This window comes from Curvibacter sp. Hmag1.1, from assembly GCF_059769165.1.
This window is the reverse complement of record NZ_JBMBGX010000002.1, coordinates 2,607,243-2,631,690: the sequence shown is the minus strand read 5'-3', so window position 1 is coordinate 2,631,690 and position 24,448 is coordinate 2,607,243. Positions and strand designations below refer to the sequence as shown.

The 24,448-nt window shown below is 60.4% G+C and carries 25 protein-coding genes; 10 read left to right on the top strand and 15 right to left on the bottom strand.

The features are described from left to right. Nucleotides 1–29: 29 nt before the first annotated feature. The 5 genes from prmA to ACOAP0_RS13080 all read right to left on the bottom strand — a co-directional run bounded on the left by prmA (nucleotide 30) and on the right by ACOAP0_RS13080 (nucleotide 4,057). Nucleotides 30–908 carry a 50S ribosomal protein L11 methyltransferase gene (prmA, locus tag ACOAP0_RS13100; RefSeq protein ID WP_498376753.1) on the bottom strand — a complete coding sequence of 293 codons (879 nt, stop codon included), beginning with the start codon at nucleotides 906–908 and terminating at the stop codon, nucleotides 30–32. 8 nt (nucleotides 909–916) lie between these two features. Then, the gene (gene accC, locus ACOAP0_RS13095; protein WP_087496321.1) at nucleotides 917–2,266 is read right to left on the bottom strand and encodes an acetyl-CoA carboxylase biotin carboxylase subunit; all 1,350 of its coding nucleotides are present in this window, start codon (nucleotides 2,264–2,266) and stop codon (nucleotides 917–919) included. Nucleotides 2,267–2,278: 12 nt separating this feature from the next. Continuing rightward, nucleotides 2,279–2,740 carry an acetyl-CoA carboxylase biotin carboxyl carrier protein gene (accB, locus tag ACOAP0_RS13090; protein WP_087496320.1) on the bottom strand — a complete coding sequence of 154 codons (462 nt, stop codon included), beginning with the start codon at nucleotides 2,738–2,740 and terminating at the stop codon, nucleotides 2,279–2,281. Nucleotides 2,741–2,910: 170 nt separating this feature from the next. Further along, nucleotides 2,911–3,471, bottom strand: coding sequence for a TlpA family protein disulfide reductase (locus ACOAP0_RS13085; RefSeq protein WP_498376752.1), 561 nt, complete (start codon nucleotides 3,469–3,471; stop codon nucleotides 2,911–2,913). Next, nucleotides 3,461–4,057 (bottom strand): hypothetical protein, encoded by a 597-nt coding sequence (locus ACOAP0_RS13080; protein WP_498376750.1) that lies wholly within the window; start codon nucleotides 4,055–4,057, stop codon nucleotides 3,461–3,463. Before ACOAP0_RS13080 ends, ACOAP0_RS13085 begins: the two co-directional genes overlap by 11 nt. Nucleotides 4,058–4,201: 144 nt before the next feature. On the opposite strand from ACOAP0_RS13080, the gene mpl reads away from it, so the two are divergent. Together mpl and ACOAP0_RS13070 are read left to right on the top strand one after the other, a co-directional pair. Next, complete coding sequence (mpl, locus tag ACOAP0_RS13075) at nucleotides 4,202–5,695, top strand: UDP-N-acetylmuramate:L-alanyl-gamma-D-glutamyl-meso-diaminopimelate ligase (protein WP_498376749.1); 1,494 nt, start codon at nucleotides 4,202–4,204, stop codon at nucleotides 5,693–5,695. Between the two features lie 51 nt (nucleotides 5,696–5,746). Beyond that, on the top strand, nucleotides 5,747–6,022 hold the full coding sequence (locus ACOAP0_RS13070) for a hypothetical protein (protein WP_087496316.1): 276 nt from the start codon (nucleotides 5,747–5,749) through the stop codon (nucleotides 6,020–6,022). Between the two features lie 77 nt (nucleotides 6,023–6,099). Here the strand turns inward: ACOAP0_RS13070 and ACOAP0_RS13065 are convergent, their stop codons facing one another. The 5 genes from ACOAP0_RS13065 to ACOAP0_RS13045 form a co-directional block, all read right to left on the bottom strand. Continuing rightward, complete coding sequence (locus ACOAP0_RS13065; protein WP_498376748.1) at nucleotides 6,100–7,227, bottom strand: 3-deoxy-7-phosphoheptulonate synthase; 1,128 nt, start codon at nucleotides 7,225–7,227, stop codon at nucleotides 6,100–6,102. 227 nt (nucleotides 7,228–7,454) lie between these two features. Further along, nucleotides 7,455–8,915, bottom strand: coding sequence for a metalloprotease TldD (gene tldD / locus ACOAP0_RS13060; protein WP_481873703.1), 1,461 nt, complete (start codon nucleotides 8,913–8,915; stop codon nucleotides 7,455–7,457). Beyond that, complete coding sequence (locus ACOAP0_RS13055) at nucleotides 8,912–9,802, bottom strand: NAD(P)-dependent oxidoreductase (protein ID WP_498376746.1); 891 nt, start codon at nucleotides 9,800–9,802, stop codon at nucleotides 8,912–8,914. Before ACOAP0_RS13055 ends, tldD begins: the two co-directional genes overlap by 4 nt. Then, on the bottom strand, nucleotides 9,799–10,953 hold the full coding sequence (gene rodA / locus ACOAP0_RS13050; RefSeq protein ID WP_087496312.1) for a rod shape-determining protein RodA: 1,155 nt from the start codon (nucleotides 10,951–10,953) through the stop codon (nucleotides 9,799–9,801). The genes ACOAP0_RS13055 and rodA overlap by 4 nt, the downstream gene beginning before the upstream one ends. Nucleotides 10,954–10,967: 14 nt before the next feature. Continuing rightward, complete coding sequence (locus ACOAP0_RS13045) at nucleotides 10,968–12,191, bottom strand: hypothetical protein (protein ID WP_498376745.1); 1,224 nt, start codon at nucleotides 12,189–12,191, stop codon at nucleotides 10,968–10,970. Nucleotides 12,192–12,306: 115 nt separating this feature from the next. Here ACOAP0_RS13045 and ACOAP0_RS13040 point away from each other — a divergent pair, with 115 nt between their 5' ends. From ACOAP0_RS13040 to ACOAP0_RS13005, 8 genes are all read left to right on the top strand, one after another. Then, a complete protein-coding gene (locus ACOAP0_RS13040; protein WP_087496310.1) occupies nucleotides 12,307–12,900 on the top strand; it encodes a YqiA/YcfP family alpha/beta fold hydrolase in 594 nt (197 codons plus the stop codon). 55 nt (nucleotides 12,901–12,955) lie between these two features. After that, nucleotides 12,956–15,007, top strand: coding sequence for a ribonuclease catalytic domain-containing protein (locus tag ACOAP0_RS13035; protein WP_498376744.1), 2,052 nt, complete (start codon nucleotides 12,956–12,958; stop codon nucleotides 15,005–15,007). Next, a complete protein-coding gene (locus tag ACOAP0_RS13030; RefSeq protein ID WP_313868631.1) occupies nucleotides 15,004–15,870 on the top strand; it encodes an energy transducer TonB in 867 nt (288 codons plus the stop codon). Before ACOAP0_RS13035 ends, ACOAP0_RS13030 begins: the two co-directional genes overlap by 4 nt. Next, a complete protein-coding gene (gene mtgA / locus ACOAP0_RS13025) occupies nucleotides 15,867–16,583 on the top strand; it encodes a monofunctional biosynthetic peptidoglycan transglycosylase (RefSeq protein WP_498376743.1) in 717 nt (238 codons plus the stop codon). Before ACOAP0_RS13030 ends, mtgA begins: the two co-directional genes overlap by 4 nt. Before the next feature lie 353 nt (nucleotides 16,584–16,936). Then, nucleotides 16,937–17,548 (top strand): lysophospholipid acyltransferase family protein, encoded by a 612-nt coding sequence (locus ACOAP0_RS13020; protein WP_087496306.1) that lies wholly within the window; start codon nucleotides 16,937–16,939, stop codon nucleotides 17,546–17,548. A 7-nt stretch (nucleotides 17,549–17,555) separates the two neighbouring features. Beyond that, the gene (locus ACOAP0_RS13015) at nucleotides 17,556–18,545 is read left to right on the top strand and encodes a phosphatidate cytidylyltransferase (protein ID WP_313868628.1); all 990 of its coding nucleotides are present in this window, start codon (nucleotides 17,556–17,558) and stop codon (nucleotides 18,543–18,545) included. A gap of 40 nt (nucleotides 18,546–18,585) precedes the next feature. After that, entirely contained in the window at nucleotides 18,586–19,134 is a 549-nt protein-coding gene (gene ruvC / locus ACOAP0_RS13010) for a crossover junction endodeoxyribonuclease RuvC (RefSeq protein WP_498376742.1), read from the top strand. A 37-nt stretch (nucleotides 19,135–19,171) separates the two neighbouring features. Next, complete coding sequence (locus ACOAP0_RS13005) at nucleotides 19,172–19,927, top strand: substrate-binding periplasmic protein (RefSeq protein WP_498376741.1); 756 nt, start codon at nucleotides 19,172–19,174, stop codon at nucleotides 19,925–19,927. Nucleotides 19,928–19,933: 6 nt separating this feature from the next. Here ACOAP0_RS13005 and ACOAP0_RS13000 read toward each other — a convergent pair whose 3' ends face one another. The 5 genes from ACOAP0_RS13000 to ftsA form a co-directional block, all read right to left on the bottom strand. Continuing rightward, on the bottom strand, nucleotides 19,934–20,233 hold the full coding sequence (locus ACOAP0_RS13000) for a flagellar basal body protein (RefSeq protein WP_498376740.1): 300 nt from the start codon (nucleotides 20,231–20,233) through the stop codon (nucleotides 19,934–19,936). A gap of 96 nt (nucleotides 20,234–20,329) precedes the next feature. Continuing rightward, on the bottom strand, nucleotides 20,330–21,253 hold the full coding sequence (gene lpxC, locus ACOAP0_RS12995) for a UDP-3-O-acyl-N-acetylglucosamine deacetylase (protein ID WP_498376739.1): 924 nt from the start codon (nucleotides 21,251–21,253) through the stop codon (nucleotides 20,330–20,332). A gap of 153 nt (nucleotides 21,254–21,406) precedes the next feature. Then, nucleotides 21,407–22,651, bottom strand: a complete 1,245-nt coding sequence (ftsZ, locus tag ACOAP0_RS12990) for a cell division protein FtsZ (RefSeq protein WP_498376738.1) — start codon at nucleotides 22,649–22,651, stop codon at nucleotides 21,407–21,409. A gap of 58 nt (nucleotides 22,652–22,709) precedes the next feature. Continuing rightward, a complete protein-coding gene (locus ACOAP0_RS12985; protein ID WP_087496299.1) occupies nucleotides 22,710–23,033 on the bottom strand; it encodes a flagellar transcriptional regulator FlhD in 324 nt (107 codons plus the stop codon). 182 nt (nucleotides 23,034–23,215) lie between these two features. Continuing rightward, nucleotides 23,216–24,445, bottom strand: a complete 1,230-nt coding sequence (ftsA, locus tag ACOAP0_RS12980; RefSeq protein WP_087496298.1) for a cell division protein FtsA — start codon at nucleotides 24,443–24,445, stop codon at nucleotides 23,216–23,218. Nucleotides 24,446–24,448 lie beyond the last annotated feature (3 nt).

Sequence of the window (24,448 nt, the reverse complement as noted above, 5' to 3'; positions counted from 1 at the left end):
TCACATTGTAGTGGGCGCAATCACCGCAATCAGACTGCGGCAGTCATCAAGATCCAGCCGTCCTCGGTGTCTGCAACAGACAGTTTGCAGTACGGCGAATAAGCTGCCTTTAACTCTTCCGCCTGCCGCTCCAGAATCCCGGCAAGCACAAGATGGCCACCCGCCTTCACATGCGCACATAGCAGCGGAGCAAGCACCTTCAAGGGCGTGGCCAGGATGTTGGCGAACACCACATCGAATACCCCTTGAGCTGCCTCAGGTAGCCCGGACACCAATGTGACGTGATTTGCTTCGGCATTCAAGACAGTGGAATCCACAGCGGCCTGATCAATGTCAACAGCGATCACTTCCGTAGCACCGAATTTGGCTGCACCTATGGCCAGAATGCCTGATCCGCAACCATAGTCCAGCACCCGACCGGAACCGCCATTACGCGCAATCCAGCGCAAGCACATGCGGGTAGTGGGGTGCGTCCCCGTGCCGAACGCCAAGCCAGGATCCAGACGAATTACATCTTTGGCCTGTGCCGGCGGCTCGTGCCAGGTCGGCACGATCCAGAACTCAGGGGTGATCTCCACCGGCGCAAACTGCGACTGGGTCAATCGCACCCAGTCCTGATCCTCGAGCACCTCGATACCCAAGATACGGCAACCCTCAAAGAAGTCTTGGGCAGACAACAACTGGGCCGCTTCATCCGCTTGGGCGCGATCCGCAAACAATGCAATCACGCGCGAACGCTGCCACCCGTCTTTGGGCGGCGGCATTCCGGGTTCACCGAACAACGCTTGCTCGGCATCGGTTTGGGCATCAGCATCTTCCACACTGACACTCAGCGCATCCAACGCGTCCAGCGCATCACTCAGGTTTTCGACCCGGTCTTCGGGACACATCAAACGCAATTCAAACATGCAAAACCTTATCGCTTGTGTTGTTCCAGCCAATGCTCCAGGTAGTGGATATTGGTTCCACCATCCATAAACTTGGCGTCCACCATCAACTCGCGGTGCAAGGGGATGTTGGTACTGATACCTTCGACAACGGTCTCTGCCAATGCGGTACGCATGCGTGCCATGGCCTGCTCGCGGGTATCGCCATGAACAATGATCTTGCCGACCATGGAGTCGTAGTTCGGAGGCACGAAATAGTTGGTGTACACATGGGAGTCCACACGCACGCCGGGGCCGCCGGGGGCGTGCCACATGGTGACGCGCCCCGGGGACGGGGTGAACTTGTAAGGATCTTCTGCGTTCACACGGCATTCGATTGCGTGACCACGCACTTCAATCTGACGCTGGGTGAAAGGCAGTTTTTCGCCGGCCGCCACCATGATCTGGGTTTTGACGATGTCAATGCCCGTCACCATTTCCGTCACCGGGTGCTCCACTTGCACACGGGTATTCATTTCAATGAAATAGAACTCGCCGTCTTCATATAGGAACTCAAACGTGCCCGCGCCGCGGTAGCCGATCTTCTTGCAGGCAGCCACGCAACGCTCGCCGATACGCTCAATCAGCTTGCGGTTGATACCGGGAGCAGGTGACTCTTCCAGCACCTTCTGGTGGCGACGTTGCATGGAGCAATCGCGCTCGCCCAGATACACCGCGTTCTTGTGCTTATCCGCCAGGATCTGGATTTCAATGTGCCGGGGGTTCTGGAGAAACTTCTCCATGTACACCGCCGGGTTGTTGAACGCCGCGCCCGCTTCCGCCTTGGTCATCTGCACCGCATTGACCAGCGCTGCCTCGGTGTGGACCACACGCATGCCGCGACCACCGCCACCGCCGGCAGCCTTGATGATCACCGGGTAGCCAATGGCCTTGGCAATGCGCTTCATCGCCACAGGGTCATCCGGCAGCTCGCCTTCAGAGCCGGGCACGCAGGGCACGCCCGCGCGGATCATGGCCTGCTTGGCAGACACCTTGTCCCCCATGATGCGGATGGACTCGGGTGTAGGACCGATGAACTGGAAACCGCTCTTCTCGACGCGCTCAGCAAAGTCCGCGTTTTCACTCAAAAAACCGTAGCCGGGGTGAATGGCTTCCGCATCGGTCACTTCCGCGGCCGAAATGATGGCCGGCATATTGAGGTAGCTCAGACCGGACGGAGCCGGTCCGATACACACCGCTTCTTCCGCCAGCTTCACGTATTTGGCTTCGCGGTCCGCCTCGGAATAGACCATGACGGCTTTGATTCCCAACTCGCGGCAGGCGCGCTGGATTCGCAGCGCAATCTCGCCCCGGTTGGCGACCAGAATTTTCTTGAACATGGGTGCTGCGTCTTATTCGATGATGAACAGGGGTTGGCCGTATTCCACAGCCTGACCGTTCTCACACAGAATCTGCGTCACCGTACCGGACTTGTCAGCTTCGATCTCGTTCAGGATCTTCATCGCTTCAATAATGCAGATGGTGTCGCCTTCCTTGATGGAATCACCAATTTCCACGAACGGCTTCGCGCCCGGAGCAGACGAACGGTAGAAAGTACCCACCATCGGAGACTTTACGGTGTGGCCGGCGGGCACGGCGGCTTCTGCGGGAGCCGGTGCTGGGGCAGCGGCGGCAGCTGCAGGCGCTGCTGCCGGAGCAGGTGCTGCATACACAGGAGCGGGCGCGTAGCCCTGAACCACTGCACCGCCACCCTTGACGATACGGACCTTGCCTTCGGCTTCGGTAATTTCCAGTTCCGACACATTGGAATCAGACACCAGATCGATCAGGGTTTTGAGTTTGCGTAAATCCATGGAATCTCCAACAACCGACATTAGTAAAGCGGCGAATTTACAGCAAATTGCCACCAAAAAACCATATCTCCACCCAAAACAAGGGAAAAGATCGGAAAAATGTCTAGATAAAAATGCCCCGAAGGGGCTTGAGACAGTGGATTCAGACCGAATCCACTAGGTATGAGCCTCTATTTTACCGCAACCCAAGCAGCGAGGTCCGACTCGGTCACCCGCCCCATTTTCCGCTGCGCAATGGATCCATCCGAAGCCACCAACACCGAGAACGGTAAACCACCTGTGATATTGCCCAATGCACGCCCTAGATCTGCTCCCGACAATCCGGCCATGGCGACCGGAAAACTTAAAGGCAGCTTCTTGAGAAATGGCACCACAGCCTCCTTGCGATCGATGGCCAACCCCAGTACCTGTACACCGCGGCTGCCTTGCTCCTTATAAAAACTGTCCAAGAGAGGTAGTTCGTCTACGCATGGTGGGCACCAGGTCGCCCAGAAGTTAATCAAGACTGGCCGCCCCTTGAGTCCAGCCATGGCCAACGTAGTGTCATGCGGGGTTTGCCACTGCTGCTCCCAGAAACCCGGCACAGGGTCGACCACAGCCAAAGCCGCATCTTTGGCATGGCGCAGCGACAACCCTAGCCCCGCGGCACCCGCCAAACCGGCGGCAACACCCCAGAGAACCGTGCGCCTGCGAGAAGAGGGGAATTGCGCCAAATCCTTACTATCTGTCACGAACATCTCCCAACAGCTTTTGAACTGCCGCCAAATTTCCACGCGGCGCCCTGCCCTTGCCATCCGGCTGCAAGGCACCCCGCACGTCATCCAGGTCGTTGATCAACAAATGCACACCCACATGCTCACCCAAGGGCTGGCACATCGCGTGAATGCTCAGGGCGTCCACCATATCCCCTTGCAAACCGGGCACAGAGCGCACCTCAAAGCGAACGCCCTTGTCAATCAGGCTGATCTCCGCCGATTTGGGGTCATCACAAAACAATTGCAGATAAATATCGGACCGCCGTGTAGCCGTTCCGCGCCACACTGCACCGCCCAGGTGGGGCCGGAAGGCTTCCAGCCGCTGCATCCATTGCACTGCAAGCTCACGCAGGGCCTGCAACTCCTCTGCCTGGCTCTCGGCACAAAAGATCGCAATGTATTCCTCAAGCGCAGTCTCTACCTGATCGTTATCCGGCAGCGCAGAACGTGGCGGCACACCCAGCTGTTTGACCGCGCGACGCTTGGCCGGACCGTATTCCAGCCCCTCTTCCACTACCAAACGCGCAGCCGTAGCCGCGATTTCTTCTTTCAAATCATCCATTACCAGATTGTGCCTGCCCGCTGAAAGCCCTGCTACGCGCCTATTTGCTACGTTATTGATAGCTGTCCGCGCAAATTCCACGTGCGCCGGAGCCATAAATCATGCTAAATCACGATGGGTAGAGTGCCCCGTAGAATACCGGCCATGCATATTCATATCTTGGGCATTTGCGGCACCTTCATGGGTGGCCTGGCTGCGCTGGCGCGCGAAGCCGGCCATAAAGTTACCGGCTGCGATGCCGGCGTTTACCCCCCCATGAGTGACCAGCTCCGGGCCCTAGGCATCGAACTGATCGAGGGCTTCGGTGCTGAACAAATGGCCTTGCAGCCTGACATGTTCGTCATCGGCAACGTCGTCAGCCGCGCGCGGCTCGCTGACGGAACGCCCAAATTCCCGCTGATGGAAGCCATTCTGGACGCGGGCGCGCCCTACACCAGCGGCCCGCAATGGTTGGCGGAACATGTATTGCAAGGCCGCCATGTGCTGGCCGTTGCCGGCACCCACGGAAAAACCACCACTACCAGCATGCTGGCTTGGGTGCTGGAATACGCAGGTCTGCAACCCGGGTTTTTGGTGGGCGGCGTCCCGTTGAATTTCGGAGTATCGGCAAGACTTGGCGGAGGGGCGTCTGCGCCCTCTGCGCAGGTCAAGGAGGAGCCCGCAAAGCGGGCGGGGGACACGGAGCAGAGGGCGCAGACGCCCCTCCGCCCCGCCTCCGGAGCGAAACTCTTCGTGATCGAGGCCGACGAATACGACACCGCCTTCTTCGACAAGCGCAGTAAATTCGTGCACTACCGCCCGCGCACCGCCATCCTGAACAACCTGGAATTCGACCACGCCGACATCTTTGACGACCTGGCCGCCATCGAACGACAATTTCACCATCTGGTGCGCACCGTGCCCGGTACCGGCCGCGTGGTCGTCAACGGACTGGAGGACAGCCTCAGCCGCGTGCTCCACCAAGGCTGCTGGAGCGAACAACGCAGCTTCGGCGCCGCCGTGAGCGACTTTTCCGCTGCCGGCGAGCCGCATGACTTTGCCGTCCACCACCACGGCCACGAGGTCGCACGGGTGCAGTGGGCATTGGGTGGCGTGCACAACCAACTCAACGCGCTGGCCGCCATCGCCGCCGCAGAGCATGTGGGCGTGTCGCCTGCAGTCGCCGCAAAAGCCTTGGGCCAGTTCGTGAACGTCAAGCGCCGCATGGAAGTGCGTGCCACCGCCCCGTTGGCAGGGCAACCGGGCAGCGCACCCGTCACCATTTACGATGACTTTGCGCACCACCCCACCGCCATCCGCACCACCGTCAACGGCCTGCGCCGGCAAGTCGGCAAGGGGCGCATTCTGGCCGTGTTCGAGCCGCGCTCCAACACCATGAAGCTCGGCGCCATGAAGGCCCAGTTGCCCTGGAGCCTGGAAGAAGCCGACCTCGCCTTCTGCCACAGCGGTGGCTTGGGGTGGGACGCGGCAGAAGCGCTGGCACCCATGGGCACGCGGGCGCAAGTGGGCGACACCATTGACGCTGTGCTCGCCCAAGTGGCCGCCGCCCTGCAGCCGGGCGACCACCTGCTGTGTATGAGCAATGGAGGCTTCGGCGGCATCCACGCCAAATTTGCCAACTTGCTACAAACTTCATAGCTGCTCGCGCACTATCCATAAGCGCCAACAGCATATTTGACCCACACCCCCATGCAAACCGATCCGAACTTTCAACTCCGCCTCCCGGAAGGCGCCAAATTCACCGACCTGAAACTGCGCCGTTGCGACGCCGAAGCGATTGACATGGACATGGACCTCGTCGAGCGCATCTGCCAACTCAACCAGTGGGATGTGGCAAAAGTGCGCGAGAACCCCGGCCCGGTGATCAGCACCATCCTGAGCGTCTGGTACAAAACCCACTTGGCTGCTGGCGGCACGCCGGACGCGGTGATGGAGTCGCTGCGGGCCCCTGCTCCGCTGCAATAAGGCACAAAAAAAGCGGGCACTCAGGCCCGCTAGGTAATGTGAGCCGGAGCATCAACTCCGGCTTTTTTATGGCGCCATCACGCTGCGCGGCGCGCCTTGACGGCGGTAGACAGCACTTCCAGCGACTCCACCGAATCGTCCCAGCCCAGGCAGGCGTCGGTGATGCTCTTGCCGTATTCCAAGGCGGATGCATCGTCCTTGCCGGGGGTGAACTTCTGGGCTCCGGCGTTCAGGTGGCTTTCCACCATCACCCCGAAAACGCTGCGCGAACCGCCGCTGATCTGGCCGGCAATGTCTTTGGCCACATCGAGCTGCTTTTCGTGCTGCTTGCTGCTGTTGGCGTGGCTGCAGTCCACCATCAGGGTCTGGGGCAACTTGGCCTTGGCGAGGTCCGCACAGGCGGCGGCCACATTGGCGGCATCGTAGTTGGGCGCCTTGCCGCCGCGCAGAATGACATGGCAGTCCGGGTTGCCGTTGGTTTGCACAATCGCCACCTGGCCATTTTTGTGCACCGACAAGAAGTGGTGGCCACCGGCTGCTGCCTGGATAGCGTCCGTCGCGATCTTGATATTACCGTCCGTGCCGTTCTTGAACCCGATGGGCGCGGAGATGCCGGAGGCCAACTCGCGGTGCACCTGGCTCTCGGTGGTACGTGCACCAATGGCGCCCCAGGAAATCAAGTCGCCCAGGTACTGGGGAGAAATCACATCCAGGAACTCGCTGCCGGCGGGCATGCCCAAGCGGTTGATCTCGATCAGCAACTGGCGTGCAATGCGCAGGCCTTCGTCAATGCGGTAGCTCTCATCCAGGTAAGGGTCATTGATCAGGCCCTTCCAGCCTACGGTGGTGCGGGGCTTCTCGAAGTAGACCCGCATCACGATTTCCAGCGTGTCTTTGTACTTCTCACGCTCCACTTTCAGGCGGCGGGCGTAGTCCAGCGCAGCGGCGGGATCATGGATGGAGCAGGGTCCGATGATGACCAGCAGACGATCGTCCTTGCCGGCCATGATGTTGTGGATGGTGCTGCGGGTGTCGGAGATCAGGGTCTCCACCGCGGATCCGCGGATAGGGAAGAAGCGGATAAGGTGCTCTGGAGGGGGCAACACGGTGATGTCCTTGATGCGTTCGTCGTCGGTTTTGCTGGTGCGGTCGGCGGGCTGGGATTGTCCGTACCACTCACCGGTTGCAGAGGCTTTAGCGTTCATGTCAGGTCTCCAGAGTCCAAGTTGCGAAAAAACAGGTTGAAAAAGGCATAAAAAAACCGCCGGGGGTGCCGGCGGTTTTTGGGAAGATTCAGGACGTTTCTTTTGGGTACGTTCAGAACTCTCGACCGCCGGATGCGCGTGAGAACCAAAAGTAGCTAAAAAAGAAACGTGCGGAATGCATGGGGTTCAATGTAGCACAGGTTTCTGACAGCGGCTTACGCTTGCCACTAGGCAGTTCCACCTACGGTCAAACCGTCGATGCGAAGCGTAGGCTGGCCCACGCCCACGGGCACGCTCTGGCCCTCTTTGCCGCAGGTGCCCACGCCGGGGTCCAGCTTCATGTCATTGCCGATCATGGAGACGCGCTTCAGGCACTCGGGGCCGCTGCCCACCAGCGTGGCGCCTTTGACGGGGTATTGGATCTTGCCGTTTTCCACCCAATAGGCTTCGCTGGCAGAGAACACAAACTTGCCGCTGGTAATGTCCACCTGGCCGCCACCGAAGTTGGGGGCGTACAAGCCCTTCTTGATGCTGGCGATAATTTCTTCCGGCGCCTTGTCGCCCCCCAGCATGTAAGTGTTGGTCATGCGGGGCATGGGCAGGTGGGCGTAGCTCTCGCGGCGGCCGTTGCCGGTGGGCTTCACGCCCATCAAGCGGGCGTTCATGCTGTCCTGGATGTAGCCCTTCAAGATGCCATCTTCAATCAACACATTGCGCTGGCTGGGGTTGCCTTCGTCATCCACGTTGAGCGAGCCACGGCGGTCGGCAATGGTGCCATCGTCCAGCACCGTCACGCCTTTGGCTGCGACGCGCTGGCCGATGCGGCCGCTGAAGGCGCTGCTGCCCTTGCGGTTGAAGTCGCCTTCCAGCCCGTGGCCAATGGCTTCGTGCAACAAAATGCCGGGCCAGCCGGCCCCCAACACCACAGTCATCTCGCCGGCAGGTGCGGGACGGGCATCGAGGTTGGTCAGCGCGGCATGTACGGCCTGGTCCACATAGTCTTCAATCTGCGCATCGGTGAAATACGCCAGCCCGAACCGGCCACCGCCGCCACTGGAGCCCACCTCGCGGCGACCTTTTTGCTCGGCAATCACCGTCACGCTCAGGCGCACCAGCGGGCGCACATCGGCGGCCAGAGTGCCGTCCGCGCGTGCGACGAGCACCACGTCGTATTCAGCAGCCAAACCGGCCATCACCTGGATGATGCGCGGGTCTTTGGCACGGGCCAGTTTCTCAACCTTGCCCAGCAGCTCCACCTTGGCGGTGCTGTCCAGGGTGGCAATCGGGTCCAGGCCGGCGTAGAGTTTGCGGCCGCCCGCTATCTTTGGTGTAGCGGCTTTCGCACGCTTGTTCTGCGCCGCAGCCGAAATGGTGCGCACGGTGCGGGCAGCATCCAGCAGGCTGGCCTCGGAAATATCGTCGGAATACGCAAAGGCGGTTTTCTCGCCGCTCACCGCCCGAACGCCTACACCCTGGTCGATGCTGAAGGAACCGGTCTTGACGATGCCTTCTTCCAGACTCCAGCCCTCGGAGCGGGTGTACTGGAAGTACAGGTCCGCCTCGTCCACCTGGTGCGCCTTGATTTCGTTCAGCGCGCGGGTGAGATGACTCTCATCCAGGCCGAAAGGCGTGAGCAACAGGGATTTGGCCGTGGCCAAGCGTTCGATAGTGGGTTCGCGGGAGATCATCCGGCCATTTTAGGCCGCTGCAGAAACTCCAGCAGAGCTGCATCATCCAGCCCTTCCAAACCTGCGGCTACTGCGGCCGCAAACACGGCAGAAGCATGGACACCCAGGGGTCCGGAAAAGCCAACTTGCGATGCCGCGCCCAAGGCGAGTTGCGTGTCTTTGGCCAGCAAGGTCATGTGGGCGCGCGGAGCCAGATCGCCCGCAATGGCGCGACGCATGCGGTCGCTGCCGATCCAGCTTTGACCACTGGACTGTTCAATGACATCCAGCGTGCGCCTCTGGTCCAGCCCCAAACGAGCGGCCAGCGCCATGACCTCGGCCGCTCCCACCAGGTTGATACCCGCCAACAGGTTGTTGACCAGCTTGGTGCGCGCGCCATCACCCGGCCGGTCGCTGATATGAAACACCTTGGCCGACAGGGCTTGCAGCAAGGGCTGACAGCGTTCCCACGCCGCCGCAGGGCCGGCCACCATCAGGCTCATGCTGCCCTCCCTCGCACGGGCAGGGCCGCCTGACATAGGGGCATCCAGCGTGAGTACACCGGTGGTCGCCAGCTGCGCTGCAATGTCTTCCACATCCTGCAGCCCAATGGTCGGGCACAAGATCACCACATGCCCGACAGGCAGATGCGGAGCCAGCCCTCCGGGGCCGAACAGCACTTCACGGGTCTGGTTGGCATCGACCACGCAAATGATGGTTGCTATGGATTCAGTAGCTGCTCGCGCAATATCCGCAAGCGCCAGAGCCCCGAAAGGCACCAAACACTGCACCTTGCTCGCATCGATGTCGTGCACCCATGGGGCCCAGCCCAGTGCACAAAGGCGCTGCGCCATGGCCCCGCCCATATTGCCGACGCCGATCACGGTCACCGGCAAAGGCGCACTCATGACTGGACCAGGCGCTTGGAGTTGGAGATTGACATCAGGATGCCCAGCGCCAGCCCCAATGTCACCATGGCTGTCCCGCCGTAGCTAATGAAGGGCAGAGGCACACCCACCACCGGCAGGATGCCGCTGACCATACCCATGTTCACAAACGCATAGGTGAAAAAGATCATGGTGGCTGCACCTGCCAACAGTCGGGAAAACAGGGTCGGCGCCTCCAGCGCAATGGCCAAGCCGCGCAGTATCAGGAATATGAAGGCGCAGATCAGGAAGGTGGTGCCGATCAGGCCGAACTCCTCCGAATAAGCAGCGAAGATAAAGTCAGTCGTCCGCTCGGGAATGAACTCCAGGTGAGTCTGCGTGCCCTTCATGAAACCCATGCCGGTCACACCGCCCGAGCCGATGGCGATCATCCCCTGAATGATGTGGAAGCCTTTGCCCAGTGGGTCGCGAGTAGGGTCCAGCAAGGTGCAGATGCGTTGCTGCTGGTAGTCGTGCAGCACCGGCCAGCGTACGCCGTCAGCACACAATTGCGGCTCAAAGACCACGATCAGGAAGATACCGATCACTCCGATCGCCAGGGGCGGAATCACCAGTTTCCAGCTCATGCCGGCAAAAAAGATCACCGCCATGCCGGCCGCCAACACCAACAACGAAGTACCCAAATCCGGCTGCTTCATGATCAGGCCCACGGGGACGGCCAGCAGCAGCCCAGCCACCACAAAGTCAAGCGGTCGCAACTGGCCCTCGCGTTTCTGGAACCACCAGGCCAACATCAGCGGCATGGCGATCTTGAGAATTTCACTCGGCTGAATCACCACGCCGACATTGATCCAGCGTTTGGCGCCCTTTTTGGTGATTCCGAAAATGGCAACCGCTATCAGCAGGGCCACGCCCACGGTGTAGAGCGGAACTGCAACGAGCATCAAGCGCTGGGGAGGAACTTGGGCCACCACAAACATGATGGTGCCAGCGATCAGCATGTTCCGGGCATGGTCCTCAAACCGGGTGCCATGGTCAAAGCCGGATGAATACATGGTCAGCAGCCCGGCACAGGCCAGAATGAAGACTGCAAAGGCCAACGGCCCGTCAAACCCCGAAAACCAGGGCGCAATGCGCTGGCGCAGGGGGACTTTTCCAAATTGGTACGACATGGGGGTGATTATCCCTAAGCGGCTTGGTGCGCTTTGGGAGATACCTGTCGGTTTGTCCTCGCATATTGGAAAGTTGTGATTGCCAGAATCAGGCCAAAGACGATAGACGCGTAATACAACAATGCGACATCCGCCACGCCCGCATGGGTCCGCATGCGCAAAAGATCCAGCAATCCGATGCAGGCGCTCAGCAAAACGGCTCCGGACAGCAAGCGACCCCCAGCGTTGCCACCACTGCCCATGGAATGTTTGGCCAAACCCACACTGAATGCAAGCAAGGTCAGGCCCAGTACGGCATACCAAATCGTCAACAGCGCAGGATGCGCCCCGATCAGCCCCCAAGGCACAAAGACCAATCCGGACAGGAGGATCGCGACCAGCCACAGCCTGAAGGCGGTAGCCCAAGGCCTGTCATCCCACTTGGCGACCACCATGCAAACGTGCGCGCAACAACATCCCCAGATGCCGAGCCCCAGCACCGGTACCGCGCCCCAGAGTGGCCACGGCAAGGGAGGCGTCTCCCATATTGAATCCGTCAGCCGCAACGCCCAGCAAAACAATGCGACGGCACTGAACAAAAAGATCGGCTGGGGACCAGCGCCATCCAAACGAGCTCGCCCACTCCACCACCACAGCAATACGCTAAGGACCGCCAAGCATGCATGCGCAGCGGCGATGGCGGCAGGCACGCCTACCCGCCATAGGCGGTACTCGTCGAAAAGCGCGCTTACCTTTCCCCACTCATCAATGACTACCGCACTAACTCCCGCCTTGCGGCCACTGTCAGCACGCAACTGAATTCGAAGAATATTGTGTGGCTTGATCAACTCAGCGTTCACCGGCATAAGACGGGGGCCTTTCCCGGTGTCCTGCCCGCCTGACACCAAAAGATCCCCATCCCGCCCGATGACGACCCCATTCAGGGACACCACATATGCAGACCCCAGCTTTGGGAAATAGAGACCGATAGGGCTTTGCGGCAATTGGTCTGCCATGAATTCGAATTCCAATACAGCCGAACCTGCCAGCCCGGGGTATTGGAGATCCCATCGAAAGGGCAATGTCACGATATCCCTCGATACCTTGCCGTCGATGGTGGTGGAAACGGTCGCGTTTTCAAACTGCAGCTGACCCGCGTGCAGTCCTCCCCACGACGACAAAAGTGCCAAGGCAAGCACTACCGTACGTGGCAACAGCGCCCGGAGGCAGAAAAGGACAAGTGCTGAAAAACAGTTCAAGGAAAGAGCCTGAAGAAACACGGCAATAGGTGGACGACCTGTCTTGATGCTCCCACTGAGCGACAGAGCATCATAGAGGCAGGAAAAGTATGCGGCCAGCCCGTACTATCCCCCGATGACTACCACCCACCTCCTTTACCTTCACGGTTTCCGCTCGTCGCCTCATTCGCACAAAGCACAGGCCATGGCGGCGTACATGGCGCAGCACCACCCGCAGGTGCATTGGTGGTGCCCGCAGCTGCCCCCCTCACCGAGGGCAGCGATGGAGCTGTTGTTGAACGGTATTGCGGATTGGCCGCGCGACAGCATGGCGGTCGTCGGCTCCTCGCTGGGTGGGTTCTATGCCACCCACATTGCCGAGGCCACAGAATGTCGGGCCATGCTGATCAACCCGGCAGTGGACCCTGCACGGGATTTGGGCAAATACATAGGCGAGAACCGCCAATGGCATGCACCGGAGGAAAGCTTTTTCTTTTTGCCCGAATATGTGGACGAGCTGCGCACCCTGCAGGTCGGCGAATTGCAGCACCCACAGCGCTACCGAGCCCTCCTGGCCAAAGGGGATGAGGTACTGGACTGGCGCGAAATGCATGCCCGCTACGGTCACACGCAGGTCACGCTGCTGGAAGGCGGGGACCATGCCCTGACCGGCTTTGAGGAATACCTGCCGGATTTCGCCCGGTTTATGGGTCTGCCCCCGAACAAATGAGGGGTGCAAGCCCCTGCATCCGGAGCGGGTAGTTTTGCGGGGACAATCTCCACCTATGTTTGTACTGTTTGAAGAAGCCGGAAAATTCATGGCCGGTCGTGTCCTGTCCGAGGCGGAAGCCTCTGCGCAGGTGGAGCTGGATTCCGGCAAGCGCGTCAAGGTCAAGGGCGCCAACATCCTGATCAAGTTTGAAAAGCCCGCCCCGGCGGAGTTCGTTGCGGCCGCCCAGACGCAGGCGGCGGGCATCGAGCTGGACATGGCCTACGAATTCGCGCCCGACGAAGAGTTCGGTTTCGCGGACCTGGCCAAAGACTACTTTTCTGCCCAAGCCAGCCAAGCGGAGCAGGCGGGCATGCTGTTCAAGCTGTTCGACACCCCGCACTACTTCCGCCGTGCCGGCAAAGGTCGCTTCAAAAAGGCGCCTGCCGAAATCATTGCCCAGGCTTTAGCTGCGATTGAGAAAAAGCGCCTGATTGCCGAGCAGATCGCCCAATGGGCCCAAGAGTTGGCTGCGGGCAGCTGCCCCCAATCCATCAAAGACCAGCTGTACAAAATCCTGTTCAAGCCGGACAAGAACGCCCCTGAGTACAAGGCCGTGGTCGAGGCCAGCCGCGCCACCCACATTGCGCCTCTTGAGCTGCTGCAAAAGGCCGGTGCGATTGCTTCGCCCTACCTGTTCCACTGGAAGCGCTTTTTGCTGGAGAACTTCCCCAAGGGGACAGGCTTTCCTGCCATCAGCGCACCCGTCATTGCCGACGAGTTGCCGGTGGCGGCCGTGCAGGCGTTTTCGATTGACGATTCGCAGACTACTGAAATTGACGACGCCTTGAGCGTGCAGGGCCTGGGCTCCGGCACCGTGACCGTGGGTATCCACATCGCCGCGCCCGGCTTGGCCGTGCAGCCCGGCAGCCCGGTGGACGTGCTGGGCCGCGCCCGCCTGTCCACGGTGTACATGCCCGGCTACAAGGTCACCATGCTGCCCGACGACGTAGTTCAGACCTACACGCTGATGGAGGGGAGGGATTGCCCGTCCGTCTCGCTGTACGTCACCTTCAACGAGGAAACGCTGGAGATCACCAACAGCGAGACCAAGCTGGAACGTGTGCCGATTGCCCACAATCTGCGCCACGACCAGCTTGACAGCGTGGTCACCGAGCAGTGGCTGACTGACGCCTCGTTTAACCATGAAAATGACATCCAGCCCGCAGCAGGTCTGCGCGAGCAGCTATCATTTTTGCACCGCTTGGCGCGGGACCTGAAAGCCAAGCGCGAGATCGTGCGCGGCAAACCCGAGACCTTCAACCGCCCGGACTACAACTTCCGCCTTCAAGGCAACGACGGCGCTGAGCCGCAAGGCGACGAGACGGTGCTCATCAGCATCCGCCAGCGCGGCGCCCCGCTGGACCTGATCGTGGCCGAAGCCATGATTCTGGCCAACAGCACCTGGGGCAGCTGGCTCGCCGAGATGGGCGTGCCCGGCATCTACCGAAGCCAGGCATCGCTGGCACCCGGCGTCAAGGTACGCATGGGTACCAAGGCCTTGCCGCATGCGGGTATCGGCGTCAAAGCGTATTCGTGGGCGACCTCGCCACTGCGCCGCTACACCGACCTGGTCAACCAGTGGCAGATCATTGCCTGTGCCCGCCATGGCAAGACGGCGGCATTGGTGGCGCCCTTCAAGCCCAAGGACGCGGAGCTGTTTGCCATCATCTCCTCGTTTGACGCGGCTTACAGCGCCTACAACGGCTACCAAGGCGCCATGGAGCGGTTCTGGACCATGCGTTACGCCCAGCAACACGGCATCACCGAGCTCACCGCCAGCCTGTTCAAAGACGGCATGGTGCGCGCGGACGACATTCCGCTGGTGCTGCCCGTCCTGGGTGCGCAGGGACTGCCCCGCCACGCCAAGGTGCGCGTCAAGCTGGGGGAGATGGACCTCATCACCCTGGATGTGCAAGGCACGGTGCTGGAACGTCTGGATGCTCCGATGGAAGCCGACAACCAGGACGAAGAGGACGACGGCGACGACGAGGTGGCCGGCCCGATCGCGATTGCGGTGGATGTGAACGAAGCCCCGGAAGCCGGCGGCGATAATCCCACCCCGTGACGCTCCCCAAACTCACCACACTTCAATGGGCCCTGGGTGTATCCATCGCGATACACGGGGTGCTGCTGACAGTGCGCTTTGTGGATCCGGAGGCTTTCAACCGCGTGTTTGAAGACAAGCCGCTGGAAGTCATCCTGGTCAATGCCAAGAGCAACGAGAAACCTGACAAAGCGCAGGCCATCGCCCAGACCAATATGGCCGGCGGCGGCGATGTGGAAAAAGGCCGCGCCACCAGCCCGCTGCCCCCGTCCGCGCTGACGGATATCGGTGATTCGCTGGAAGAAGAAAGCGCCCGCAAGCTCCAAAGCCTGCAGGAGCAGCAGAACTTGCTGCTCGCGCAGGTCAAAAACCAGCTGGCCGCCCTGCCCCCGCCCGACCCCAGCAAGCTGGCCGACAAGGCAGAAGCCGCCGAGCGGGAAGAAAAACGCAAACAACTCATCAAGCTGCTGGCCGAGATTGAGCGGCGCATCAACATGGAAAATTCACGGCCCAAAAAGCGGTATGTGAGCCCAGCCGTGCGTGAAGAGGTGTATGCGGTGTACTACGACCAGCTGCGCCAGTCCATCGAAGAAAAAGGCACCGAGAACTTTCCGCAAAGCGGCGGCAAAAAGCTCTACGGCGAGCTGACCATGATCGTCACCATCAACTTCGATGGCCGCGTACTCGACACCGAAGTCGTGCAGAGCTCCGGCAATCCGGTGCTCGACAAGCGGGCGCAGGCTATTGCGCGGTCTGCAGGCCCCTTCGGGAACTTCAATGCAGCCATGCGCCGCCAGGCCGACCAGATTCTGGTGGTGTCCCGCTTTAAGTTCACCCGCGAAGAGACGCTGGAAGCCAAGGTCTCGTCCTCAACCTCACAATGAAGCCGGTGCTGCGTTTGGTCGTGCTGTGCGCGCTGGCTTTTGTAGCGCTGCAGTTGTACTTTGTAGGCCGCATTGCCGCCATGGTGGTCGTTGACCCGCAGTCCACCGCCTTTGAGCGCTCCGAGGCTTACCGGGTCACGACCGAAACCGGCGCCTTGCGCTGGCGGCAGGAATGGATGCCTTATGACCGCATCGCTGACAACCTGAAGCGCGCTGTCATTGCCTCTGAAGACGATGGTTTCAGCCAGCATGATGGCGTCGACTGGGATGCCCTGGAAAAGGCCTGGGCCAAAAACGCCAAGGCGGAACAGCGTGCCGAGCAGCGCAAAACGACCAAGCCGCCCAAGATTGTGGGCGGCTCCACCATCACCCAGCAGCTGGCCAAGAACCTGTTTTTGTCGGGTGAGCGGACACTGATTCGTAAGGGGCAGGAGTTTGTGCTCACCATGTTGCTGGAGCATTTGCTGAGCAAGCAGCGCATCCTGGAGATTTACCTCAACAGCGTGGAATGGGGTGAAGGCGTATTCGGTGCGGAGGCTGCAGCCCAGCACTATTTCCGCAAGCCCGCCAGCAAGCTCAGCGCCTACGAGGCGGCCCGTTTGGCCGTGATGTTGCCTCGCCCTAAATTTTTTGAGAAGACACCCAACTCGGGCTACCTGAGCAGCCGCGCCGGTACCATCGTGGCGCGGATGCCGGATGCGCAGTTACCTTAAGGCCTTATCTTCGCTGGGTGTTTATTGTTTTCGCCCGCAGCGGAACAGGCGTGAGCCCCGCCGCTCGTGTCCCCCGGCCTTCGGCCTCCTCCTTGACCTCGCTTTGGGACTCACCCCTGTTCCACTGCTGGAGTGAAATGCTTGCCAACATGCATTGACTTGGCTTGCCCACTCCTTGGGAAGCGGTGGGCGGGATGCTCTGCATAGTGAGGTCAAGGAGGAGCGCGCAGCGCGGGGGACACGAACCGCGCAAAGCTTCCCGCCCGCCGCTTCAAGCGCCAACAAGAAGGCTTCCACCACTAGAGATACGCCAAGCCCCTAAGCAGACACATCCGCTCTGTATCATCCCCGCCATGCTTGCCAAGTTGATGAGTTACTTTCTGTTGGGCCTGATCCGCTTCCTCACCGGTGCACAAGCGCGCTGGCACGGATGCCCGCCCAAGGCTGAACAGCGCATTTATTTCGCCAACCACCAGAGCCATGCCGATCTGGTGATGATCTGGGCGGCACTGCCCAAGGAGCTGCGCCACATCACCCGCGCCATTGCCGCGAAAGACTATTGGACCAAGTCGCCCTTCAAGAAGTGGATCACGACTGAGGTGTTCCACGTAATCTACGTCTCCCGTGACCGCAGCTCTGAGGAAGACCCTCTGGAGCCGCTGATCGAGGCGCTGGCCAATGGTGACTCCATCATCCTGTTCCCCGAAGGCACCCGCGGCCACACCGGCGAACCACAGCCCTTCAAGGCTGGCCTCTACAACCTGGCCACCCGCTTCCCGAACGTGGTGCTGGTCCCCGCGTGGATCAACAATGTGCAACACGTGCTGCCCAAGGGCGAGGTGGTGCCGGTGCCGGTGCTCTGCTCGGTCACCTTTGGCGCGCCCATGCAAGTCGGCGAAGGCGAAGAACGCCGTGCCTTTCTGGACAGAGCGCGCAGCGCAGTCGTAGCCCTGCGGGACGTGTAAGACAGCTATGTATTTTTATCTCAAGAATCTCGGTCCCACACAGCAGGTCGGCGCCCTCTTCATCATCGTTTTCGGTTTGCTGCTTCTGGCCAGCATCGTGGCCTTCGTCATGTCGCTGCGCGAATACGGGGATGATGAAGCCGGCGACCGCCGCCGCGGTGAGCTGAAAAATCTGGACGGCATTATCCGCACCAGTTGGTTCATGGTGTTTGTGTTTTGGATAGGCTGGCTCAGCGGCCCGCTGGTCGCACTCACCCTGTTCGGCGGCGTATCGTTCTTTGCGCTGCGCGAGTTCATGACGCTGTCGCCCACCCGGCTGGGTGACCATCGCAGCCTGGTGCTGGCATTTTTTGTCGTGCTGCCGCTGCAGTACTGGCTGGTGGCCACCGAGCACTTCGACATGTTTGCCGTGTTTATCCCGGTCTATGTATTCCTGGCCTTGCCGGTCGCCAGCGCACTGGCCAATGACCCGCTGCGCTTTCTGGAGCGCAATGCCAAGCTGCAGTGGGGCATCATGGTCTGCATCTACGGTATGAGCCATGTGCCTGCGCTCTTGATGCTCAAGTTTCCCGGCTATGACCACAAGAACGCATTTATGGTCTTCTTCCTGGTGCTGGTGGTGCAGTTCTGCATGGCTGTGCAGCACCTCGTGTCCCGCAAGCTCAAGCTGCCACCGGCCGCACCTGCCATCAGCCAGAGCTTCAACTGGCCCAGCTGGTGGATAGGCGTGTTTGTGGCGAGCCTGTTCGGGGCGCTGTTGGCTGGCATCACGCCTTGGGTACCTGGTACCGCATTTGCGTTTTCTTTCATCGCCTGCGTGGCGGGTTCCATGGGGCATTTTGTAATGAAGGCCCTCAAGCGCGACCGCGGAATTCCCAGCTGGGGCGGGCCGGTGCGCTCTGTCACAGGTGCCGGTGGACTGCTGGACCGGGTGGATGCCCTGTGCTTCGCGGCACCGGTTTTCTTCCACTCCGCCAGATGGTATTTTGACCTCTAGCGCCCGTATATATTGCGCAAGCAGCTCCTGATTTCATAGCATGCGAATCCTTGGCATTGACCCCGGCTTGCGCACCACCGGCTTCGGCGTGGTGGACGTGGTGGGCGCCGACGTGCGCTATGTGGCCAGTGGGACCATACGCACTGAGCACTTGGATACGCGTGCTTTGCCGGCACGTCTGAAGATTCTGTTTGACGGCATCGGCGAGGTCGTGGAGCGCTACCGGCCCACCTGCGCCTCAGTGGAAATTGTGTTCGTCAACGTGAACCCGCAGTCCACCCTGCTGTTAGGCCAGGCCCGAGGCGCGTTGGTGACTGCACTGGTGTGCGCAAACCTGCCCGTTGCGGAGTACACCGCGCTGCAGATGAAACAAGCCGTGGCTGGACACGGACGCGCGCATAAGGACCAGATTCAGGAAATGGTGAAGCGCCTGCTGCACTTGCCCGGACTGCCCGGCCCTGATGCCGCGGATGCGCTGGGCCTCGCCATTACGCACGCCCATGCTGGAAAGTCCATGGCCTTGTTGGCGGGAGCCAACGGTGTGGGCGGCAATGGAAAAATCCGCTACCGGGATGGTCGTAGCCAATAGAATTTATGGACTAACTGGCCCTTCCGGAACACAGTCCATGCAGGTGAATCACCTCTCACGACACATTGCCTCAGCCGCACTTTGGTTGATGGCAGGGATGGGGGGCTTGCAAGCCCAGACACTCACCGGCTACACCGAGCAGTGGCCACCCTACAACTTTGAAGAGTCTGGCGAAGTCAAGGGCATTGCCAGTGATGTGCTCAGAGCGGTCTGTGCAGATGCCAAGCTGACTTGCAAGCTCAATCTCGTACCGTGGGCTCGCGCTTACAAGATCGTGAGCAATCTGCCGGACACGGTACTTTTCACTACGGCGCGCAAGGCGTCACGTGAGAAAGAGTTTCTTTGGGTCGGCCCCCTGCTCCCGCGCAGCACCTGGGTGTATGTCAAAACTGCGCCGGACAAAGGAGGCGTCGCCGACCGGGAGATCAGCCAGCTCCGTTTTGGCATTGTCAGGGATGAAGCAGCTCGCCAGGACCTGATTCAAGCCGGGGTACCCGCTAGCGCCATGATTGAGGATAGCTCTAACGCGGCGGTGCTGCGCCTGCTGTTGGCCGATGCGGTGGATGCGATGGTCGACACCGAGGTAGGGATGGCTTGGAGCCTGCGGAGTGCCAACCTGCCTTCAGGTGCTGTGACTAAAGCTAGCAAGCTTAGTGAAGACGGGGCCTATTACTTCGCCCTGAACCTGCAAACCGACCCTGCGGTCGTACAGCGCATGCAGGCGTCATTGGACAAGCTGCGCCGCAGCGGGCGCCTGGACGCGATTACCCGCCAGTATTCCAGCGGCCTTTGAGAGGGTTTAGACCCTGGTGTCCAGGAGGGCGCCGGCCATTTTGTCTTGGGTCTTAAACACCGCAAGATTGGCGATAAAACTGTTTTTGGCTTGCAACTGGGTCACCACGTCCTGCTCCAAGGCATTACCTGCGGTACTGGCCTCTCGCACGCTAGTTGTCACTCCACCGCCGCTCTGTGCGGTTTGCACGGTTTCCTGGCGCTTGAAGCCTTCGGTCGCGAGGTTGGCCACGTTATGGGCGCTCGCGTTCAAGCTGGTTTGGGCCGCATTCAAACCGGATAAAGCGATAGAGGAAATGGAGTTCATGGGCAGCTGCCTCGGGTTATTTCCCGTGGGAAACAGGATGCCCCATTATCGGCAGCGGATGAGCGCAGGCAAGCGCTGACCGGATAAACGGCAGGGTTACCAGGCGCGCGCGGGCTGGGCAAAGCCCTGCGGGGCCTGCCTGACGTCTTCAAACGTCACGACCTCCCAGGCTTCCGGGTGGGCCTGGAGTTCGCGCAACAGCTTGTTGTTCAAAGCGTGGCCGGAGCGGCGTGCGCTGTAGGCGGCCAACAGCGGTTTGCCCACGATGTACAGGTCGCCGATGGCGTCCAGAATCTTGTGCTTCACAAACTCGTCGTCGTAGCGCAAGCCATCGGCATTGAGGACTTTGTAGTCGTCCATCACGATGGCGTTGTCCAAACCGCCACCCAGGGCCAAGCCGTTGGATCGCATCATTTCGACATCTTTGGTAAAGCCGAAGGTGCGTGCACGGGCAATGTCGCGCGAGTAGCTGTCAGTGCTGAGATCAAACTCCACCTTCTGGCCAGTGGAATCCACGGCGGGGTGGTTGAAGTCGATCTCGAAACTCAGTTTGTAGCCGTGGTAAGGGTCCAAGCGGGCCCACTTTTCATTGGCACCCTCCCCCTCGCGGACTTCGACCGGGCGGGTCAAGCGGATAAAACGTCGTGGGGCGTTCTGCAACTCGATGCCGGCGCTTTGCAGCAGAAACACGAACGATGCCGCAGAGCCGTCAAGGATGGGCACTTCTTCGGCCGTGATGTCGACGAACAGGTTGTCAACGCTCAGACCGGCGCAGGCGGACATCAAATGCTCCACGGTATGCACTTTGGCGTTGCCGCAGGACAGGGTGGAGGCCAGGCGCGTATCCGTCACCGATTCGGCAGACACCACGATGTCAGGCGCATTCGGCAAGTCCACCCGTCTGAACACGATGCCCGTATCCGGAGCAGCAGGGCGCAAGGTGATCTCGACACGCTGGCCGCTATGCAGGCCCACGCCGACGGCGCGAGTCAGGGATTTGAGAGTTCGTTGTTTCAGCACAGGTCTATTGTAAAAGTAGCGCAATACGCCTCCAAAGTGCGCGTATTTCGCCAGAAACACCGTGGAACCGGCTAAGCCGGGCCACAGGTGTTGCCCCCTGCAAGGGGGAAAGCGAAGCGACACGCAGTGCGCGTAGCCGGGGGGTGTGCTAAATCAATCCGCCTGCTTGCGCAAGAAAGCAGGGATTTCGTAGTCATCCATGCCGCCGCTGGAGAGCGCATCCACCTTGGCAGCCGCCTGTGTGCGGTTGGTACGCCACACGCTAGGGGTTGCCATGCTGCCGTAGTCAGGTTGTGCCACAGCTGCACCGGCGTTGCCCATCGAAGCGGTAGTTCCAGCAGGGCTGGCAATCGTATTCAGGGTCGGCACATGGAAAGGCACGTTGTCGGTACCGGTACGCAGCACTTGCAGCGGAGGCGCTGTACGGCGGGCACCGCCTTGGCGGCTCAGTCCGGTAGCGATCACGGTCACGCGAATTTCGTCGCCTAACTTTTCGTCGTTAGCGGTGCCGTAAATGACATGCGCGTCTGGAGATGCGCAGGCACGGATGGTCTCCATGGCCATTTTGGACTCCTTCAGTTTCAAGGAACCCTTGCACGCGGAGATCAGCACCAGCACACCCTTGGCGCCGGACAAGTCCACGCCTTCCAGCAGCGGGCAGGCCACGGCTTGCTCAGCAGCAATGCGGGCACGGTCCGGGCCACTGGCCGTCGCGGTACCCATCATGGCTTTACCGGGCTCGCCCATCACGGTGCGCACGTCTTCAAAGTCGGCGTTGATTTCGCCCTTGACGTTGATGATTTCAGCAATGCCGCCCACGGCGTTTTTCAACACGTCATTGGCATGTGCAAAGGCTTCGCCCTGGGAGACATCGTCGTCCAGCACTTCCAGCAGCTTTTCGTTGAGCACCACGATCAGGGAGTCCACGTTGGCTTCCAGCTCGGCCAGACCGGAGTCAGCGTTGCTCATGCGGCGGCCGCCTTCGAAATCGAAAGGCTTGGTCACCACGCCCACGGTCAGGATGCCCATTTCCTTGGCCACTTTGGCAATCACAGGTGCCGCGCCGGTACCAGTGCCGCCGCCCATGCCTGCAGTGATGAAGAGCATGTGTGCGCCTTCGATGGCCTGACGGATGTCGGCTTCTGCCTGCACAGCGGCTTCGCGGCCCTTGTCGGGCTTGCTGCCGGCGCCCAGGCCGGTTCCGCCGAGCTGAATGGTTTTGTGAGCAGAGCTGCGGCTCAGTGCCTGCGCGTCGGTATTGGCGCAGATGAATTCCACACCGCCTACCGAGGTGGTGATCATGTGCTCAACAGCGTTACCGCCGCCGCCGCCCACGCCGATGACCTTGATTTGGGTGCCTTGGTTGAAGGCTTCTTCTTCGATCATTTCGATGCTCATGTTGTTACTCCTTGAATTGCAATCTTTAAATGTGGGTGAACCGGGTGACCGTCAGGGCTCAGGCTGCCATCGCAAACCGGCCTGCCAACAAGATGTCGGCGAGGAGGCGGGTAGCGCTTTCTGCTTCCGGCTTGGGAGCGGGATGGCTGGTGAGGAGGTTCCACACCACGTCATCACTGACTCCGAAGCGGCACAGCAGGATGTCGCTGTCTGCAATGCTGGCTTTCTGGCTTTCTGACAAGGTCTTGATGATTTCTGCTGCGTCCTCAGACATTCCCAGGATCTTCACCGCCGACTTCAGGTCTTGGCGGATGAGGCTCTGGGCCATGTTCAAGTAGGCCATGTTTGCTTCGCGAATTTCAGCCTGTATCTGGGCTTTCATATTTGTTATCTCCTTCGATCCAATATTTCTTCGACGATGTATTTCCAACGATCTTTTGCAAACATTTCCTACCGGCTATGAAGGCGGGTCCAAGCCTCGATGCACGACGACCCTGATGAGTCCCCAGCAGCTGCGCGGGAGCTGGTTCAACACAGAAAAATTCAGTTGCGTGTGAGACATGATCAGAAGTTCCCTACAAACCAGTCCTTGACGGAACTGAACGCTGATTTCATGGTGCCGGACTTCTGCGCGACTTTGTAGCCGCGCATGCGGGCAATGCGGGCCTCTTCCAGAAGGCCCATCACCGTGGCTGCACGGGGCTGCGCCACCATGTCGGCCAAAGCACTGTTGTATTTGGGGATGCCGCGGCGCACGGGCTTGAGGAAGATGTCCTCACCCAGCTCCACCATGCCGGGCATGATGCAGCTGCCGCCGGTAAGCACAATGCCGCTGGACAGCACTTCTTCATAGCCGGACTCGCGCATCACCTGATTCACCAGGGAGAAGATTTCCTCCACCCGCGGTTCAATCACACCGGCCAGGGCCTGACGGCTCAGCATGCGGGGGCCGCGGTCCCCCAGACCGGGCACTTCCACCTGCGTCTCGGGGTCCACCAGCAACTGCTTGGCGTGGCCGGACTCCACCTTGATGTCTTCTGCGTCCTTGGTGGGCGTGCGCAGGGCCATGGCGATATCGCTGGTGATAAGGTCACCCGCAATCGGGATCACAGCGGTGTGGCGGATGGCGCCATTGGTAAAGATGGCCACATCGGTGGTCCCGGCGCCAATGTCCACCAGCGCCACACCCAACTCGCGCTCGTCTTCGGTCAATACCGACAGGCTGCTGGCCAGCGGGTTGAGCATCAGCTGCTCGACTTCCAGGCCGCATCGGCGCACGCACTTGATGATGTTTTCGGCCGCACTCTGCGCACCGGTCACGATATGCACTTTGGCCTCCAAGCGGATGCCGCTCATGCCGATGGGCTCGCGCACATCCTGGCCGTCGATGATGAATTCCTGAGGCTCCACCAGCAGCAGGCGCTGGTCGGTCGAGATGTTGATGGCCTTGGCAGTTTCGACCACACGGGCCACGTCGGCCTGCGTCACTTCGCGGTCCTTCACCGCCACCATGCCGCTGCTGTTGATACCGCGGATGTGGCTGCCGGTGATGCCGGTGTACACCCGGGTGATCTTGCAGTCGGCCATCAGCTCGGCCTCTTTAAGCGCCTGCTGGATGCTGGCGACGGTGGCATCAATGTTGACCACCACGCCGCGCTTGAGTCCGTTGCTCGGCGCCACGCCGAAACCGGCCAGCTTGAGCTCGCCACCGGGCATGACTTCAGCAACCACCGCCATCACCTTGGCAGTGCCGATGTCCAGCCCGACGACAAGATCTTTGTATTCTTTAGCCATAGT